The organism is Paenibacillus sp. FSL F4-0122 (genome assembly GCF_038002845.1).
In the GTDB taxonomy this organism is placed as follows: domain Bacteria; phylum Bacillota; class Bacilli; order Paenibacillales; family Paenibacillaceae; genus Paenibacillus_AQ; species Paenibacillus_AQ odorifer.
Genome location: NZ_JBBODI010000001.1, coordinates 6285352 through 6301371, shown reverse-complemented (window position 1 = coordinate 6301371; position 16020 = coordinate 6285352). Strand labels below are relative to the sequence as shown.

Sequence of the window (16020 nt, the reverse complement as noted above, 5' to 3'; positions counted from 1 at the left end):
GGAAGGAGTTCTTACTTATGAGTAAAATCGCATTTGTCTTTCCCGGTCAGGGTGCACAGGCAGTTGGAATGGGTAGAGATGTATATGAAGCTCTTCCGCACAGCCGCGCGGTATTCGAAAAAGGTGATGAGGTCCTCGGATTTTCACTGAGCCAGCTGATTTTTGAAGGACCTGACAGTGATTTGAAACAGACCGTAAATACGCAACCAGCTCTGCTAACAGCAAGTGTGGCTTATCTGGAAGCATTACGTGATCAAGGGATGAAGCCGGATTATGTAGCTGGTCATAGCCTAGGAGAATACAGCGCACTGGTTGCGGCAGGCGTATTGTCCTATGAAGATGCTGTAAGACTTGTGCGTTTACGCGGTCGTTTTATGGAGGAAGCTGTTCCAGGTGGACAGGGAGCTATGGCTGCAGTGCTTGGTGCGGAGCGGGATGCTCTGGCAGAATTATGCCGGAGCGTATCCGAGGAGAGCGGCGTGGTAGAACTGGCGAATGTGAACTGCCCGGGACAGATTGTTGTTTCTGGTTCACAAGCCGGGGTTAACGGTGTTGTGCAGCGTGTTAAGGAAGCAGGCGGAAAGCGGGCTATTCCGCTGGAAGTAAGTGGACCTTTTCACTCTTCGATGATGAAGGCTGCGGCAGACCGCTTGGCAGACGAGCTGAAGAGTGTTACTTTTAATGCTCCGGCTGTACCTGTTATTGTCAATGTTACCGCAGCACCTGTAACGGATCCTGAAGAAATCCGTGAACTGCTTGTCCGCCAGGTGTACTCCCCTGTGCTCTGGCAAGACAGTATTGAATGGCTGATTGCTGATGGTGTGGATACTTTTGTGGAAATTGGTTCTGGCAGTGTTCTGGCAGGTCTGATCCGCAAAATAGACAAAACGGTCAAAGTAATCAACATTAACACGCTAGAAAGTGTGCAAGCTGTCTTGTAAGATACGTTCAAACATTGTTTATCAATAGCAATATGATCGAAGGGGGAATAAATGATGTTCTCAGTATTGCGGGGTCAAACGGCCCTTGTAACTGGTGGCTCTCGCGGCATCGGCCGCAGTATTGCACTTGCTCTCGCGGAACATGGCGTGAAGGTGGCCGTGAACTATGCGGGCAGTGAAGCAGCCGCACAAGAGACCGTAGCTCGGATTGTCGAGCTTGGCTCGGAGGGTATTGCCCTTCGTGGCGATGTCGGCAATAGTGAACAGGCCGAGAACCTTGTCAAAGAGGTTCTGAATACCTGGGGACGTATTGACATTGTTGTCAATAATGCCGGCATTACCAGAGACAACCTGATTATGCGCATGAAAGAAGAAGAGTTCGATCAAGTGATCGAAACGAATCTAAAAGGGGTGTTTAACTGCCTAAAGGCAGCTACACGCCCTATGATGAAGCAACGCTACGGGCGAATTATCAATATTTCTTCCGTAGTAGGTGTAACAGGAAATCCTGGACAAGCTAATTACTCCGCAGCTAAGGCAGGTGTCATCGGTTTAACGAAGGCATCGGCTCGTGAGCTTTCCTCACGGGGGATCACGGTGAACTGTATCGCTCCTGGCTTCATTGATACAGATATGACGCGTGAGCTCTCTGAGGAAGTGCGCAGTGAGCTTGAGAAGGGCATTCCACTTGCTCGTCTGGGGCGCCCTGAAGAGATTGCTATGGCTGTAGTCTTCCTGGCCTCTGAAGGCGCTGCGTATATGACCGGCCAGACACTACACGTGGATGGCGGGATGTATATGTAACTCTCCGTCAAGGAGAAATTACACTGTTTTAATGCTGAAATGTGAGGGATAAAGAAAGCGTTTTTGACGCTCTATGGTATTTTGAACTCATATCTCGTATAATACCAAAAGAGGAGGTGAACCGGATGTCCGATGTATTAGAGCGTGTAAAACGCATTGTCATCGACCGCTTAGGTGCCGATGAAGCTGAGGTAACATTAGAAGCGTCTTTCAAAGATGATTTAGGTGCTGATTCTCTTGATGTAGTAGAATTGGTTATGGAATTGGAAGATGAATTCGATATGGAAATCTCTGATGAAGATGCAGAGACGATTACGACCGTGGGTGAAGTTGTGAAGTACATACAATCTCATACCTAGAGTCATATGATTGAGAGTCCCGTTCCTGCTAGGGCGGGACTTCTCCTCATTTATAGAGCATTAAAGAGGAATCAAAGGTTGCCTTGAGCAACTATATAAGGGATATAACAGAACCGCAGGATGGTTATTGATGCGGTTATCGCTGTTCATATAGTAGCAACAGAAAGTATATAAGTTCTGAATATAATGTATACAACCTATAGATGGGGTGATTGTGTTTGAGTCATAGAGTGGTTGTTACCGGGATGGGCGTAGTTACATCATTGGGCAAAGATTTGGAGACGTTCTGGGATAATCTTATGAGCGGCAAATCCGGTGTATCACAGGTTGAGACCTTTGATGTCAGTGAGTATACTACGCAAATAGCATCCTCTGTTAAAGATTTTGATCCAGAGGCACTTTTTGGTCGTAAGGAAGCCCGCAAAATGGACCGTTTTGTACAATTTGCAGTGGCTGCCGGTGAGGACGCGTTGCGAGATAGCGGACTTAAGATCGGTGAAGATATTGATGCCGAAAGAATAGGTGTATCTGTAGGATCAGGTATTGGTGGTCTTGGAACTTGGGAAGACAATCATAACTTGTTGCTTGAAAAAGGACCGAAGCGGGTTAGTCCGTTCTTCATTCCGATGATGATCGCTAACATGGGTTCTGGACAGTTGTCCATTAACCTTGGAGCAAAGGGTCCTAATACGACGACAGTAACTGCTTGTGCTACAGGAAGTCACTCCATTGGGGAATCCTTCCGCTTGATTCAACGTGGAGACGCAGATGCAATGATCTGCGGTGGTTCCGAAGCGACCATTCGTCCAACAGGTATGGCTGGTTTTTGTGCAATGAGAGCAATGTCCACTCGCAATGATGAGCCTGAGAAGGCAAGTCGTCCGTTTGATGTGGATCGCGATGGTTTTGTTATGGGTGAAGGCGCCGGGATTCTTATTCTGGAATCACTCGAACATGCTGAAAAGCGCGGAGCGAAGATCTATGCTGAGGTTATCGGTTATGGTCTAAGCGCAGATGCTCATCATATGACTGAGCCTGATCCAGATGGTGCAGCTCGCTGCATGAAGATGGCAATCCGGGATGCTGGTATCTCTCCTGAAGATATTGATTATATCAATGCTCATGGTACTTCAACGCCTGTAGGAGATAGATCAGAAACTGCTGCTGTTAAGAAAGCATTGGGTGATCATGCATATAAAGTGGCAATCAGTTCAACGAAATCCATGACAGGTCACCTTCTGGGTGCCGCTGGTGGAGTAGAAGCTATTATTTGTGGCCTTTCCTTGCAAAAAGGGATGATTGCGCCAACGATTAATTTGGACAACCAAGACCCGGAATGTGATCTGGATTATGTACCAAATGTGCCACGTAAAGCTGATCTTGATATTGTAATGTCGAATTCGTTCGGCTTCGGGGGACATAACGCAACAGTTATTCTAAAAAAATATAATTAGTAAGGGGACAGTGCGGTGAAAGGAGAACTGAAGCAGTTACAACAGCAACTTCAAATCCAATTTCACGATTCTGTGCTTCTGAAGCAGGCCTTTACCCATGCATCCTATGTGAATGAACACCGTTTCAATCAGCATCAGGACAATGAGCGTCTCGAATTTCTTGGGGATGCAGTTCTGGAGTTAACGGTTTCTGAATATTTGTACAATCTATTGCCAGACCGACCTGAGGGAGAGTTGACCAAGCTGCGGGCCGCTATTGTATGCGAGCCTTCACTGGTCAAATTTGCGGAGAGTTTAGGTTTTGGCCGTTATGTACTGTTGGGCAAAGGGGAAGAACTTACGGGCGGACGTACTCGCCCGGCCCTGCTGGCTGATGTATTCGAATCCTTCGTGGGAGCGCTTTATCTCGACCAAGGACTGGAAACGGTGCGAAGTTTTCTTGATAATCACGTATTTCCTCTGGTGGAAACGGATGGGAAATTGCAAATGCAGATGACCGATTATAAGACGGAACTGCAAGAGCTAATTCAGCAGCACAATATGGGTACATTGGAATATCGAATTATAGAAGAACGGGGACCCGCACATGAGCGTGAATTCGTCTCAGAGGTGTATATGGCTAACCGTTCACTTGGTAAAGGAAGCGGCCGGTCCAAGAAGGAAGCAGAGCAGCAGGCAGCGGCAGCTGCACTCTTGCATCTGAAAGAGGACGGTGCCTGAGTTTTGCATCAAGGGGACAAGCGGAGGAGAGCAGCAAAGGTCTGAATACCGGCGTTTAGGCGGAGCTCAGACCGTTGCTGCTCTTTTTCGACAATATAAGAACTTATATGTCCACGTTATAAAGTAGCCTTCTATTTCTCGCTTAGACACTTGCCGTCCTTATAGGGAAGTTAAGCGAAAGCGTTTATGCTTGAAGGATAGAATAAGCTGCATCTTAATGGTTTTTTAGGGTACAAACGCTATGGTATAATGGGTCAGAGGTGATTGGCAAGTATGTTTTTGAAACGGATAGAATTAGCTGGTTTTAAATCATTTGCCGACAAAACAGAAATGGAGTTTGTGCGCGGTATAACGGCTGTAGTTGGCCCGAACGGAAGCGGCAAAAGCAATATTTCTGACGGCATACGCTGGGTACTCGGCGAACAGAGTGCTAAATCACTGCGTGGCGGCAAGATGGAGGATATCATTTTTGCTGGAAGTGATGCGCGTAAAGCCGTGAATTATGGCGAAGTATCACTTACGCTTGATAATGAAGATCACACACTTCCGCTGGATTTTAGCGAAGTTACAGTGACTCGGAGAGTTCATCGCAGTGGAGATAGTGAATATTTAATTAATAAGCAATCCTGTCGTCTGAAGGATATCACAGAGCTGTTTATGGATACCGGTATCGGACGTGAAGCCTATTCGATTATCGGGCAGGGTAGGATTGAAGAAATTCTAAGTACTCGTTCCGAAGATCGGCGAGGCATCTTTGAAGAAGCATCAGGTATTGTAAAATATAAATCGCGCAAGAAAGACGCAAGTCGAAAGCTGGATGATACCGAGCAGAACCTGCTTCGTATTCATGATTTGATCAGTGAGCTTGAGGATCAGATTGGGCCACTTAAGGATCAGTCCGAGAAAGCTATCCGCTTTAAGGAACTTCGCGAACAATTAAAACATCAGGAAATTTCAGTATACGTACACCAGATTGAAGGCATTCATACCGCTTGGCAGGAAGGTAACGCAAAGCTTGAAACGTTGAAGGACGAGCAGCTGGAGCTGTCTACCGTTGTTTCGGCTCATGATGCCAAGCTGGAGAGCGGACGCTCTGAACTGCGCACACTCGAAGCACAGATCGAGAAGCAGCAAGAGCAATTGCTGCGTTATAGCGAAGCATTTGAGAAGAGCGAAGGTTACGGTGAAGTGCTGAGGGAACGCAAGCGAAATCTGGAAAGCAATCGTGAGCAGTTAATGCTCACGTTAGGTTCGGTTGGCGAGCGTTCTGCAGATCGTCAGCGTGAAGTCGTGGATCTGGAGCTTAAGCTTGAACAATCGCGGCTTAAGCTTGTGGATCTTCGGAAACAGATCGAAGATGAAGAGACAAGGCTTGAAGGTGTGGCAGACGGGATTAGCCAGAGCCAGGAAGAAAAGCTCAAAAGTGCTCTTTTGGAGTTAATGAACCTTATGGCGAATGCACGTAACGAAATTCGTTACGCGGATCAACAGAAGGAGAATCTGGAACGTCGTATGAGCCGCAGTGAAGAAGAAAGCGGCAAATGGACAGCCCGGCATGAAGAGTTGTCTGCCAACCAGAAAGGGCTGAAGGACAAGATTGCCCAGCTAGGGAAGGAACTTAGCAATCTTCGCGGGGCTTACATCACTGAAAGTGAACAGCTCAGTAAACGTCAGAAGCTGATTGAAGAAACACAGTCCGGTCTTCGGAAGTGGGAACAGAAGCGGGAAGCGCAAGTCTCTCGTCATGAGACCATGAAAGAGATGCAGGATGATTTCGATGGCTTCATGCTTGGGGTTAAAGAAGTGCTCAAGGGCGCCCGGAAAGGACAGCTCAACGGAGTGCATGGTGCGGTTGCAGAGCTGATCTCCGTTCCGGAGAAGCTGGAAATGGCGATTGAGACTGCTCTAGGTGCATCACTTCAGCATGTGGTCATGGATAATGAGACTGTGTCCCGCCAAGCGATATCATTTCTAAAGCAACGTCAGCTGGGACGAGCTACCTTTCTTCCGCTAGATGTTATCCGGCCGCGCCAGATTTCTGGCAGTGACCGTGGTATGGTGGGTGATGCTGACGGATTTGTTGGAATTGGTTCCGAACTCGTTGGTTACGATGATAAATATACTAGCATTATCGGCAGTTTGCTCGGCAATGTGGTTATTGCGGAGAGCTTGGAGCAAGCGAACCGCATTGCCGCTAGATGCCAATATCGTTATCGGGTAGTTACACTGGAAGGCGATGTAGTTAATGCCGGCGGTTCGATGACCGGGGGTAGCCAGCATAAGAAGAACAATAGCTTGCTTAGCCGCAAACGTCAGCTGGATCAATTAAGCAGTGAAATTGAAGAAAGCGAACGTCAAATAGTGAAGCTGAAGCAAGGCATTGCCAGACTTCGTGAGGAGCAGGAGAACGCTAGCGTGAAGCTGGAGGACCTGCGCCGTGATGGTGACGAGAAGAGACTGGAAGAGCAAAGAGTCTCCGGTGATTTGAAGCAGCTCGAGCATGAGCTTCGGCATGTGCAGGAGCAAGTGGAGAGCACAGGTGCGGAACGCAGCGGCTTTGAGAGTGAAGTACGTGCGCTTGAAGAGACGCGGAAACAAGCCACTGCTGAGCTTGAACGCCTTGAAAAGGAAGAAAAGGAAGCCCATGAGGGTATCCGTAACGCTGAATCTGCGCGTAAAGCGAATGAATCAGCTAAGGAAGAGCTGCAAGGCAAGTTGACCAGTATGAAAGTCTCGGAAGGCAAGCTTGATCAGGAGATATTCTCCCTGGAGGAGCAGTTACGTCGCCTTAGACAAGATGTGGGTTCACAGGACAAGGAGCTGCGCCAGAATCGAAATCTGTTACATACGATAGAACAAGATCTGGCTAACAATGCTTTGGAAGCTGTGAAGCAGAAGGAAGATTTGAACAGTTACCGGTTGAAGAAGGAAGAGACGACTGGAACTTTGGATTTTGCCCGGGCTGAGCGTACAGCGTTAACCCGTAAGCTGGAACTTGAGGAAGGCAAGACTAAAGATCAACGTCAGGCCCTTAAAGTAGTCGAGGACAAGCTGCGTGCCACTGAAGTTTCTGTTGGTCGACTCGATGTGGAGCTGGATAATATTCTACGCAAGCTGAGTGATGACTACGAGCTAAGTTATGAATTAGCGAAACAGAGATATCCGGTGCCTGAAGATGTACCTGCCGCACAAGCCGATGTACAACGTTTGAAACGCAGTATTTCTGCGCTAGGTGAGGTTAACTTAGGGGCGATCGAAGAATATCAGCGGGTCCATGAACGGTATACGTTCCTCAGTGGACAAAAAGATGATCTAGTCGAAGCTAAGACTACTCTGTATCAGGTAATCCGTGAGATGGAAGATGAAATGTCCAAGCGTTTCAAACAGACCTTTGATGCGATCCGTAAACAGTTCGGGACCGTGTTCTCAAAGCTGTTCGGAGGCGGGCGAGCTGATCTTATGCTGCTGGATCCGGAACATATGCTGGAAACAGGTATAGATATCGTAGCCCAACCACCGGGTAAAAAATTGCAAAATCTGCAGCTCTTATCCGGCGGCGAACGCGCTCTAACTGCGATGGCGTTATTGTTTGCTATCCTGCAAGTGAAGCCAGTTCCGTTCTGCGTATTGGATGAGGTTGAGGCTGCACTCGACGAAGCAAACGTTGTTCGTTTTGCACAGTACTTACGCGAGTTCTCTGAACAAACTCAGTTCATCGTCGTTACCCACCGCAAAGGAACGATGGAAGAGGCGGACGTGTTATACGGAGTAACGATGGAAGAGGGCGGCGTCTCCAAGCTCGTCTCAGTACGTTTAGAGGATGAAGAAGCTGAGATTGCTTAAATTCATCAAAGAAGAGAAACTTTTAGGAGGAACCAAATGAGCTTTTTTAGAAAATTAAAAGAAAGCATTTCCGGCAAAACGGAGAGTGTAACGAAACAATTCCGCGACGGATTAGAGAAAACCCGTAAAGGTTTTGTAGAGAAGGTCTCCGACCTTATCATCCGCCGCAAAAAGATAGATGAAGAGTTCTACGAAGAGCTGGAAGAGATTTTAATTGGTGCAGACGTGGGTGTAAACACTGTTATGACCCTTGTCGAGGATTTGCGTGCCGAAGTGAAGCAAAATCGGATTGAAGATGCTGCCGAGCTGAAGCCGATTTTGTCCCGTAAGCTTATGGAGCTGCTGCGCGGAGATGATGATAACAGCCTGAAGGAAAATCCGAATGGAATTACAGTTATTTTGTTCGTTGGGGTTAATGGCGTGGGCAAGACGACTACCATCGGCAAGCTGGCTCATCGTTACAAACAAGAAGGTAAAAAAGTTCTTTTGGCTGCAGGGGATACGTTCCGTGCCGGAGCGATTGAGCAGCTTGAGGTTTGGGGCCAACGCGCAGGCGTAGATGTCATTAAACAACAAGCAGGCTCTGACCCGGCGGCTGTAATGTACGATGCGGTGCAAGCGGCTAAACAGCGCAATGTGGATATCTTAATCTGCGATACTGCTGGCAGACTGCAGAATAAAAGCAATCTGATGGAAGAGCTCAACAAAATCTTCCGCGTTATTCAAAGAGAAATCCCAAGTGCTCCACATGAGGTACTGATGGTGCTAGATGCTACGACAGGTCAAAATGCACTTACACAAGCCAAGTTATTTGGTGAAAAGAGTGGCGTCACTGGCTTGGTCTTGACGAAGCTGGACGGTACGGCTAAAGGCGGAATCGTTGTAGCGATTCGTCAGGAAATGAATTTGCCGGTGAAGTTTGTAGGTCTTGGAGAAAAAATGGAAGACCTGCAGCCATTTGATTCGCAGCAGTTCGTACATGCTCTTTTTGCTGGATTAATTGCCGAGGAAGAAGAGTCAGAAGAATCGGAAGAGCAAGTGTAATCAACAGCACAATATAATCATAAAGAAGTCATATTTACAAGGAATGCCCTCGAAGCTATATTTAGTTTAGGAGGGCATTCCTTTTCTTTTTTATAAAGGGTTTGTCCGTCATTTTGTAGCAACTGCTAAGCGACTCTTAGAAAGTATAAATGCATCGCGTAAGGGATCCCTTTAAATAACAGCTTTCCCTCACTAACTAGCCTCCAGAAGCGATATTCTATGAATGAGGTACTGATATACAAATTCCATTGCCCTATAATTGTGCCTACAATCAGACCTGCATTTACGTAGCCATCTCGATCCTCATACTGTTGAAGTTGCAGAATTAAAGAAAGAATTTCTTCGTCATAGTAACTCTCGGGAACATTCATAAGCTGGCCATCAACCCAAACTCTAAGCATATCCTCGGTGTTGCTGATTTTTTGCCACTCTAGTTCATACTGTTTTCTTTGAGCGGAGGTGACAGGGGATGTGTTTTCGGTGATTTTTATAATTTTATGCACAGCTTCGTTTGGGAGCTGACTAAGTGCTCTGGGATATAATCCGATTTCAAATGGAGCGGCAATCTCCCTATAAGCCTTGACGGGATCAATAACATGAATAGGTTGCGTCCTCTCATTAAGAATAGAAAGCGCAAATCGTAAACCTGTCTGATCATGGGAGTTGTCTCCGCACCAAATAGTGATTTTTTTGTCCTCGGGAATTTCTTTTAAGGTCTGTATCACGGCTTCCAGTTTGTGCTGGGGATTGAGATGATAACCATGATCCGGAAATCGTTCCTGAAACCATAACTCACGGGTATGATAGCCTTCATTATTATGTAATTCACGCAACGGTCCAGCAGAGAATGTCTCATTAAATGAAAGTACTCGTATTAAATGGCGATAACCCAAATGACTAAGGGCTACCTTCATTGACCCCGCTTCCGATAGACCAAATAACAGATAAATGTGATTCCGCCTAAGCTCTTCCTGCTCAATTGACATAGTATATTTGTGCTCCATAGGTCACTCTCCCATCGCAACAAATTATACCATACTCAATGAATCCACATCCGCAGGCAACTATATAAAAAATACATTATATGAAAAATTCATAATAGTAATGCTTGTCACACTTCCTGCATACAATTCAATGATGAATGTACATTTCATCTCCGGCAACCTATATAAGAGAGAAAGGAAGCGATTCCAAAAAATACAAATACCTCTGGAATCACATTTCTCTGTTATATATGTTGACATGAACAAGTAGATTTACGTATTATGAGAATATAAACCAATATTTTCATGGATGTTTTCTGAAATGAAAGTATAAGTTGTTAACAAAGATTACATCTATCGAAAGGAGTCGGGCTCATGTCCAAATTAGATCCTCTGCCAGGTCTGTCTCCGTATCCATTACAGCATTTTTTCGATGAAATGTATGCTGATAAGAGGAATGTCCGGCCGCACTACAGACATGTGAACCGCATGTTTTCCGGAATGAGCTCCGAAGAGCTGCAAGGGAAGCAAAATTTAATGCAGCGTAGGATGATGGAAGAAGGAATTACCTTTACGCTTTACAATCCGGCTCAAGATCATCCTATGGAGCGAACGATCCCCTTCGATATGATTCCACGTATAATCCCTAAGAATGAGTGGGAGAGGCTAGAAGCTGGAATAATTCAGCGTATCACAGCTTTGAATTTGTTCATTCATGACATCTACCATGAGCAATACATTGTTAAAGATGGCATCGTCCCTAGGCGTATGATTATTTCCAACTGTTACTTCCGGCCAGAAATGTCAGGTCTGCGCGTGCCCGGTGGAGCTTACATCACCACCTCAGGAATCGATCTGATCCGCCATCACGATGGGCATTATTATGTACTTGAAGACAACCTGCGAACACCCTCCGGCTTTTCCTATCTTTTTAAAGGCAGAACACTTATGAATCAATTGTTTCCTGAATTGTCCTTTGCCAGCTCCATCCGAGATGTAGATCATAGCTTAAATCGCTTCTTATCCGTGCTTCGTAGTCTATCTCCATCAAGGAGGTCAGATCCGGTTATAGCACTCCTAACGCCTGGAGAATACAATTCTGCATATTATGAACATGCTTTTTTGGCACAGCAGATGGGTATACATTTGGTCGAAGGACGAGATTTGGTAACAAAGGATCACAAAATATATCTGAAAGAAATGAACGGACTACGTAGAGTGGATGTGCTGTATCGTCGGTTGGACGATGATTACATTGACCCGCTAGCCTTTCAACCTGATTCTTTACTGGGTGTAGCAGGACTTATGAATGCTTATAGGGCAGGCAACATAGCGATTGCTAATGCTCCGGGAACCGGTGTTGCAGATGATAAAGCGATGTATGTCTATGTACCGGATATGATTCGTTATTATCTGAATGAAGAGCCGATCCTTGGCAATGTGCCGACGTATTTGTTGTCCAGACCCGATGAACGCCTGTATGTTCTTGAGAACCTATCCGAAATGGTTGTTAAGGAAACCTCATTATCCGGTGGATATGGGATGTTGATCGGAAGCGAGGCAACCAAAGAAGAATTAGCCGAGTTCCGAATGAAAATTATTGCTGATCCAGATCGTTATGTGGCACAGCCAATTATGTCCTTGTCTAGAGCACCTGTATTGTCGGGAGGCACTATGGCACCCCGGCATATCGACCTTCGGGCTTTTGTATTAATGGGTGCAGACCGGAAGCCGCATGTCATACCTGGCGGATTAACCCGAGTGGCTATGAAAGAAGGTTCATTGGTTGTGAATTCCTCGCAAGGTGGTGGCGTAAAGGATACTTGGGTTATGGCGTGATCTATTATCTTGTAAGCCTTGATTGTGAATCAAAAATATGCAGCATCAATTTGGAGGATAAAGGAGTGGCTAAAGATGCTGAATCGAAATGCGGAGGCTTTATTCTGGATCGGCCGATATATTGAAAGGGCAGAGAATCATGCGCGGCTAATCAATGTACATTATCATATCCAGCAGGAAGAGGATTTTCAGGAAGAAGGACATAAATGGTCGAGGCTTATCGATGCATTAGGGGTTCGAAGTGAATATTTACAGCAGTTCGAAACCTTTTCTGAACAGGACGTGTTATCCTTTATTACACTTGATTTAGGCAATTCGAATTCATTATTCTCTTGCGTACATCATGCCAGAAATAATCTTCGCACACTGCGTCAGCATCTTCCAAGTGAGCTATGGGATGTCGTCAACAGCTTTAATCTATGGCTTGGTGAGCGGTCAGTTGCTGATATTATGAGTGGTCCACATCATTTCTACCAGCAGGTGAAGGAACGTGCAGCTATGTTTCTAGGAGCAGAACAATCCGTAATGCTTAGAGGGAATGAATGGCACTTTATAGAGAGCGGCCGTTTTTTGGAACGGGCCGAGAATACGACGCGTATTTTGCAGGCAGTTATAGCCTCTTGCCGTTTCAAAGAGCTTAATGCAATCTATATTCAGTTACAGGCTGTGCTGAAATCCGTAAGTGGGTATCAGGCGTTTCGCCGTTATTATGCAGATGCCATGTCACCGGAGAGCATTTTAGATTTTTTGATCGCGAATCCCAAATTTCCACGTTCGATCCGCTTTTCTTTTCACCAGCTGGAAGAACATTTAGCTAGACTTGAACTGGATTCCTCAGAAAAAGGCTCAGGTCATGAGAAGGTCATCCGTCAAGCAGGAAAGCTGAAGGCAGAGCTGGATTATATGGAAAAAGAAGAAATGTCCGGTGAGCTGGTGGAAGATGTACTGCAATCACTCGTAATATCTTGCCAGAGACTGGGCAAAACGATGGAGGGCGCCTTTTTTCGGCGAGAAGGAGTATCTGTATGAAGATTCAAATCAATCACACCACCACATACAGTTATCCAGAGCCAGTTACGGACAGTGTCAATGAAATCAGACTCACCCCTCGCACCAACTATCGGCAATCCTGTTATCACCACGAGGTTGAAGTATATCCGGCAGCTAATCTATTAACGTATGAGGATTTCTTTGGTAATCGGGTGCATGCCTATTCAGTTAATAAGCCACATACGGAAATGGTAATCCATACGAAAGCTACTGTAGTAACATTGGATAAATCTCAAGGTACCGATCTTCCGCGAACCAGCCTTGAAGAGCAAGTTAAACTGCTAAATGATGAGAAGTTTCAGAACCGGTACATTGAGTTTATTTTGCCGACCCGTTATACCGAGGTGACTCCTGAATTGGTAGAGTTCGCCTCACAGTACCCTTTTAGTGAAGCTGAAGATATGTATCAATGGATTCTGAGGTTATCTTCGACGATTTATGAACAGTTCACCTATGATCCTGAGGCAACAAGCGTAAATACAACGGTAAAAAAAGCCCTGAAGCTCAAGCGGGGTGTCTGTCAGGATTATGCTCATCTTATGATCGCTGTCTGCCGCAGTGTGGGTCTGCCTTCCAGATATGTTAGTGGATATCATTTTGTCGGTGATCTACAGAGCAGCAATGCCAATTTCGAGCAGGCTTCACATGCTTGGGTGGAGACCCATATTCCGGGTACGGGCTGGCTTGGTTTTGATCCGACGAATAATGTTGAAGTGAACTGGCGTTATATCAAGCTGGGTCATGGACGGGATTATAAAGATATAGTACCTGTAAAAGGGGTATATCGCGGCGGAGCAGGCACACTGACTGTAAAAGTGGACGTACGCAAGCTGGACAATTGAATTGAAATAATCGAAACATCGAACATCGAACATCGAAACAATCAAAAAAATCAAAATATTCGAAACAAACTCTCCGCTCATCTTATTGAATGGGGAGATTTTTTTGTGCGGCGTGCTTAAATTATGAAGATTTATGAACGAGATGATTCCATTACAGGTTTATTTGGGTAATCTTGATCCATAGTACTTATCTTACAGACATTAGAGGAGAGATTACATATGAGCCCAAACATATCTAAGAAACAAAGATTTATTGGAAAAACAGCGATTATAACCGGAGCGGGCTCGGGAATTGGCCGTGCTACCGCTATTAAGCTGGCGCGGGAAGGTGCAAATGTAGCATTGTTTGATTTAAATCTTGAAAGAACCTCTTCCTTGGCAGAAAAGCTTAATAAGCTTCGAAAAGATTGCGCGCTGGCCATAGAGGTAGATACTTCCGATGAGAAAAAGATGGAGGAAGCCGTACGTTGTACGGTGGAACAATTCGGAGGCGTGGATGTAGTATTCGCTAACGCGGGAATTAATGGCGCTGTGGGTCCGATAGAAGAACTGAGCTTGAGCGACTGGGAGCGTACGATGTCGGTGAATTTGACGGGGACTTTTTTGACCCTGAAATATACCATTCCTCATCTGAAAGATAAAGGGAAGGGCAGTATTATTATTACTAGTTCCATTAATGGGAACACTAGATTTGCCAGCTTTGGGTGGTCTACTTATAGCACTACCAAAGCTGGACAGGTGGCTTTTGCCAAAATGGCAGCTCTCGAGCTTGCTAAGTTTAAGATTCGTGTAAATGTGATCTGCCCTGGGGCTATTGCTACGAATATAGATGAAACCACTGAAATGAGCGAAGATGTGGAAGCAATCGTCATTCCAATTGAATTCCCTGATGGAGCGCAACCCTTGGCTGATGGACCGGGCAAGCCGGATAATGTCGCTGATCTCGTTGCTTTTCTGGCTTCGGATGAATCTATCCATATTACAGGTGCGCAAATCGTGATTGACGGCGCGGAGTCCTTGTTATCCTAATTTCGAGATGGCTTCACGGTAATGCTCGTACCATTTGTTCCATTCGTCTTTCCGTGACTCCAGCGTCGTGCCTTCCAAAAGATGCTGGATCACTTCTAGACAAACATGCCAGCCAGCGAGATCTCGTGGTGTATGCGGGGTGAGCGTCTGTAGTGTTTCATTCAAGATGAGTAAACAGCCTTCTGAATTAGGGTATAACTCAAAACGAACAAGATCCTCAGCCCATGTAAACTCAAAAGTAGATTGATGCTGTAGCTCAGTAATTTTCATATCCACAAACGTTCCGTTTTGCATATCAAACTTTATAAGTCCGCCTTCACGTAAGTCTTCGATTCTTAATTCAGAGAACCATAAGGCAAGCTTCTCATTCTCCGTCAGGTAGGACCAAATCTCAGATGCAGAATGCTTTAACTGGCGTTCGAAACGAGCAGCATAATGTTGATCTTCTTTTTGGATGTTAGCTAACATGAATATTCTCCTTTGGACTACTGTGGTAGTCCTTTTTTTATTGAGTTGAGTCTTGTTAGAAAGAGTATAGCAATCGCCTGTGTTAATTGCACGATGCGGCTGTGAGTTAGAAGACTATCTTATAGGGAATAGAGGGCAATAAAATAGCGGGAGAGATAAGGTCACAAGCAAGTCCACGAGCTCGATTTGCGTACGGCGCGGAGTTAGTGTTGGCGGAGATAAGGGAGTGATGAAGGTGATAAGTGTGCAAGACGGGGGAAAGGGAGTGAAGACAGGGATAAGTGAGTGATGAAGGTGATAAGTGAGTGATGAATGGCGGAAGTAAATAGTAGCATCTATGGTGGCGAGGATGCATCGGCGTTGCGGACTGTATTGCAGCTATTTGGCGTTTTTCGTGTGTTTATTAGCAGTATCGGACTGTATAGCTCTTATCGCCGCGACTTTGAACAAAAGTAGGGTGTGTTAGAGCGAATAGCTGCATCTGAGTCCGAAAGTAGAGCAAAAAGGCATGAATTTGCGAAATAAGGGCTTCTGGGTCCGAACGATCAATGGAGACGAAGATGTAATGAATGTATAATAAAGGATGTAGTATACGAGCAAGAGCTCCAGGGTCCGAACGTTTTACGGTGGCGAGTGTGCGCTAA

At 45.7% G+C, this 16020-nt stretch carries 14 protein-coding genes; 12 read left to right on the top strand and 2 right to left on the bottom strand.

Features of this window, described 5'->3' with window-relative positions:
- Nucleotides 1–17: 17 nt before the first annotated feature.
- The 7 genes from fabD (at nt 18) to ftsY (ending at nt 9165) form a co-directional block, all read left to right on the top strand.
- Nucleotides 18–941 carry an ACP S-malonyltransferase gene (gene fabD / locus MHH49_RS27605; RefSeq protein ID WP_036686490.1) on the top strand — a complete coding sequence of 308 codons (924 nt, stop codon included), beginning with the start codon at nt 18–20 and terminating at the stop codon, nt 939–941.
- Between the two features lie 54 nt (nt 942–995).
- Entirely contained in the window at nt 996–1745 is a 750-nt protein-coding gene (fabG, locus tag MHH49_RS27600) for a 3-oxoacyl-[acyl-carrier-protein] reductase (protein WP_038570603.1), read from the top strand.
- 125 nt (nt 1746–1870) lie between these two features.
- Nucleotides 1871–2104: an acyl carrier protein gene (locus tag MHH49_RS27595; protein ID WP_036686493.1), complete on the top strand. Its 234-nt coding sequence runs from the start codon at nt 1871–1873 to the stop codon at nt 2102–2104.
- Nucleotides 2105–2322: 218 nt separating this feature from the next.
- Nucleotides 2323–3558, top strand: coding sequence for a beta-ketoacyl-ACP synthase II (gene fabF / locus MHH49_RS27590; protein WP_076101782.1), 1236 nt, complete (start codon nt 2323–2325; stop codon nt 3556–3558).
- Between the two features lie 15 nt (nt 3559–3573).
- Nucleotides 3574–4278, top strand: coding sequence for a ribonuclease III (gene rnc, locus MHH49_RS27585; protein WP_038570606.1), 705 nt, complete (start codon nt 3574–3576; stop codon nt 4276–4278).
- Between the two features lie 273 nt (nt 4279–4551).
- Nucleotides 4552–8121 carry a chromosome segregation protein SMC gene (gene smc / locus MHH49_RS27580; protein ID WP_036686496.1) on the top strand — a complete coding sequence of 1190 codons (3570 nt, stop codon included), beginning with the start codon at nt 4552–4554 and terminating at the stop codon, nt 8119–8121.
- A 36-nt stretch (nt 8122–8157) separates the two neighbouring features.
- On the top strand, nt 8158–9165 hold the full coding sequence (gene ftsY, locus MHH49_RS27575) for a signal recognition particle-docking protein FtsY (protein ID WP_036686498.1): 1008 nt from the start codon (nt 8158–8160) through the stop codon (nt 9163–9165).
- Between the two features lie 125 nt (nt 9166–9290).
- Here the strand turns inward: ftsY and MHH49_RS27570 are convergent, their stop codons facing one another.
- Nucleotides 9291–10169, bottom strand: coding sequence for a DUF1835 domain-containing protein (locus MHH49_RS27570; protein ID WP_038570609.1), 879 nt, complete (start codon nt 10167–10169; stop codon nt 9291–9293).
- Nucleotides 10170–10523: 354 nt separating this feature from the next.
- On the opposite strand from MHH49_RS27570, the gene MHH49_RS27565 reads away from it, so the two are divergent.
- The 4 genes from MHH49_RS27565 (at nt 10524) to MHH49_RS27550 (ending at nt 14908) form a co-directional block, all read left to right on the top strand.
- Nucleotides 10524–11987, top strand: coding sequence for a circularly permuted type 2 ATP-grasp protein (locus MHH49_RS27565; RefSeq protein ID WP_036686502.1), 1464 nt, complete (start codon nt 10524–10526; stop codon nt 11985–11987).
- 75 nt (nt 11988–12062) lie between these two features.
- The gene (locus tag MHH49_RS27560; RefSeq protein WP_036686637.1) at nt 12063–13016 is read left to right on the top strand and encodes an alpha-E domain-containing protein; all 954 of its coding nucleotides are present in this window, start codon (nt 12063–12065) and stop codon (nt 13014–13016) included.
- Nucleotides 13013–13879, top strand: a complete 867-nt coding sequence (locus tag MHH49_RS27555; protein ID WP_036686503.1) for a transglutaminase family protein — start codon at nt 13013–13015, stop codon at nt 13877–13879. Before MHH49_RS27560 ends, MHH49_RS27555 begins: the two co-directional genes overlap by 4 nt.
- Nucleotides 13880–14098: 219 nt before the next feature.
- Complete coding sequence (locus MHH49_RS27550; protein ID WP_036686506.1) at nt 14099–14908, top strand: SDR family oxidoreductase; 810 nt, start codon at nt 14099–14101, stop codon at nt 14906–14908.
- Here MHH49_RS27550 and MHH49_RS27545 read toward each other — a convergent pair.
- Entirely contained in the window at nt 14900–15376 is a 477-nt protein-coding gene (locus MHH49_RS27545; protein WP_076141472.1) for an SRPBCC family protein, read from the bottom strand. The two genes, MHH49_RS27550 and MHH49_RS27545, sit on opposite strands and share 9 nt — an antisense overlap.
- 312 nt (nt 15377–15688) lie before the next feature.
- Here MHH49_RS27545 and MHH49_RS27540 point away from each other — a divergent pair, with 312 nt between their 5' ends.
- A complete protein-coding gene (locus MHH49_RS27540; RefSeq protein WP_155986615.1) occupies nt 15689–15832 on the top strand; it encodes a hypothetical protein in 144 nt (47 codons plus the stop codon).
- Nucleotides 15833–16020 lie beyond the last annotated feature (188 nt).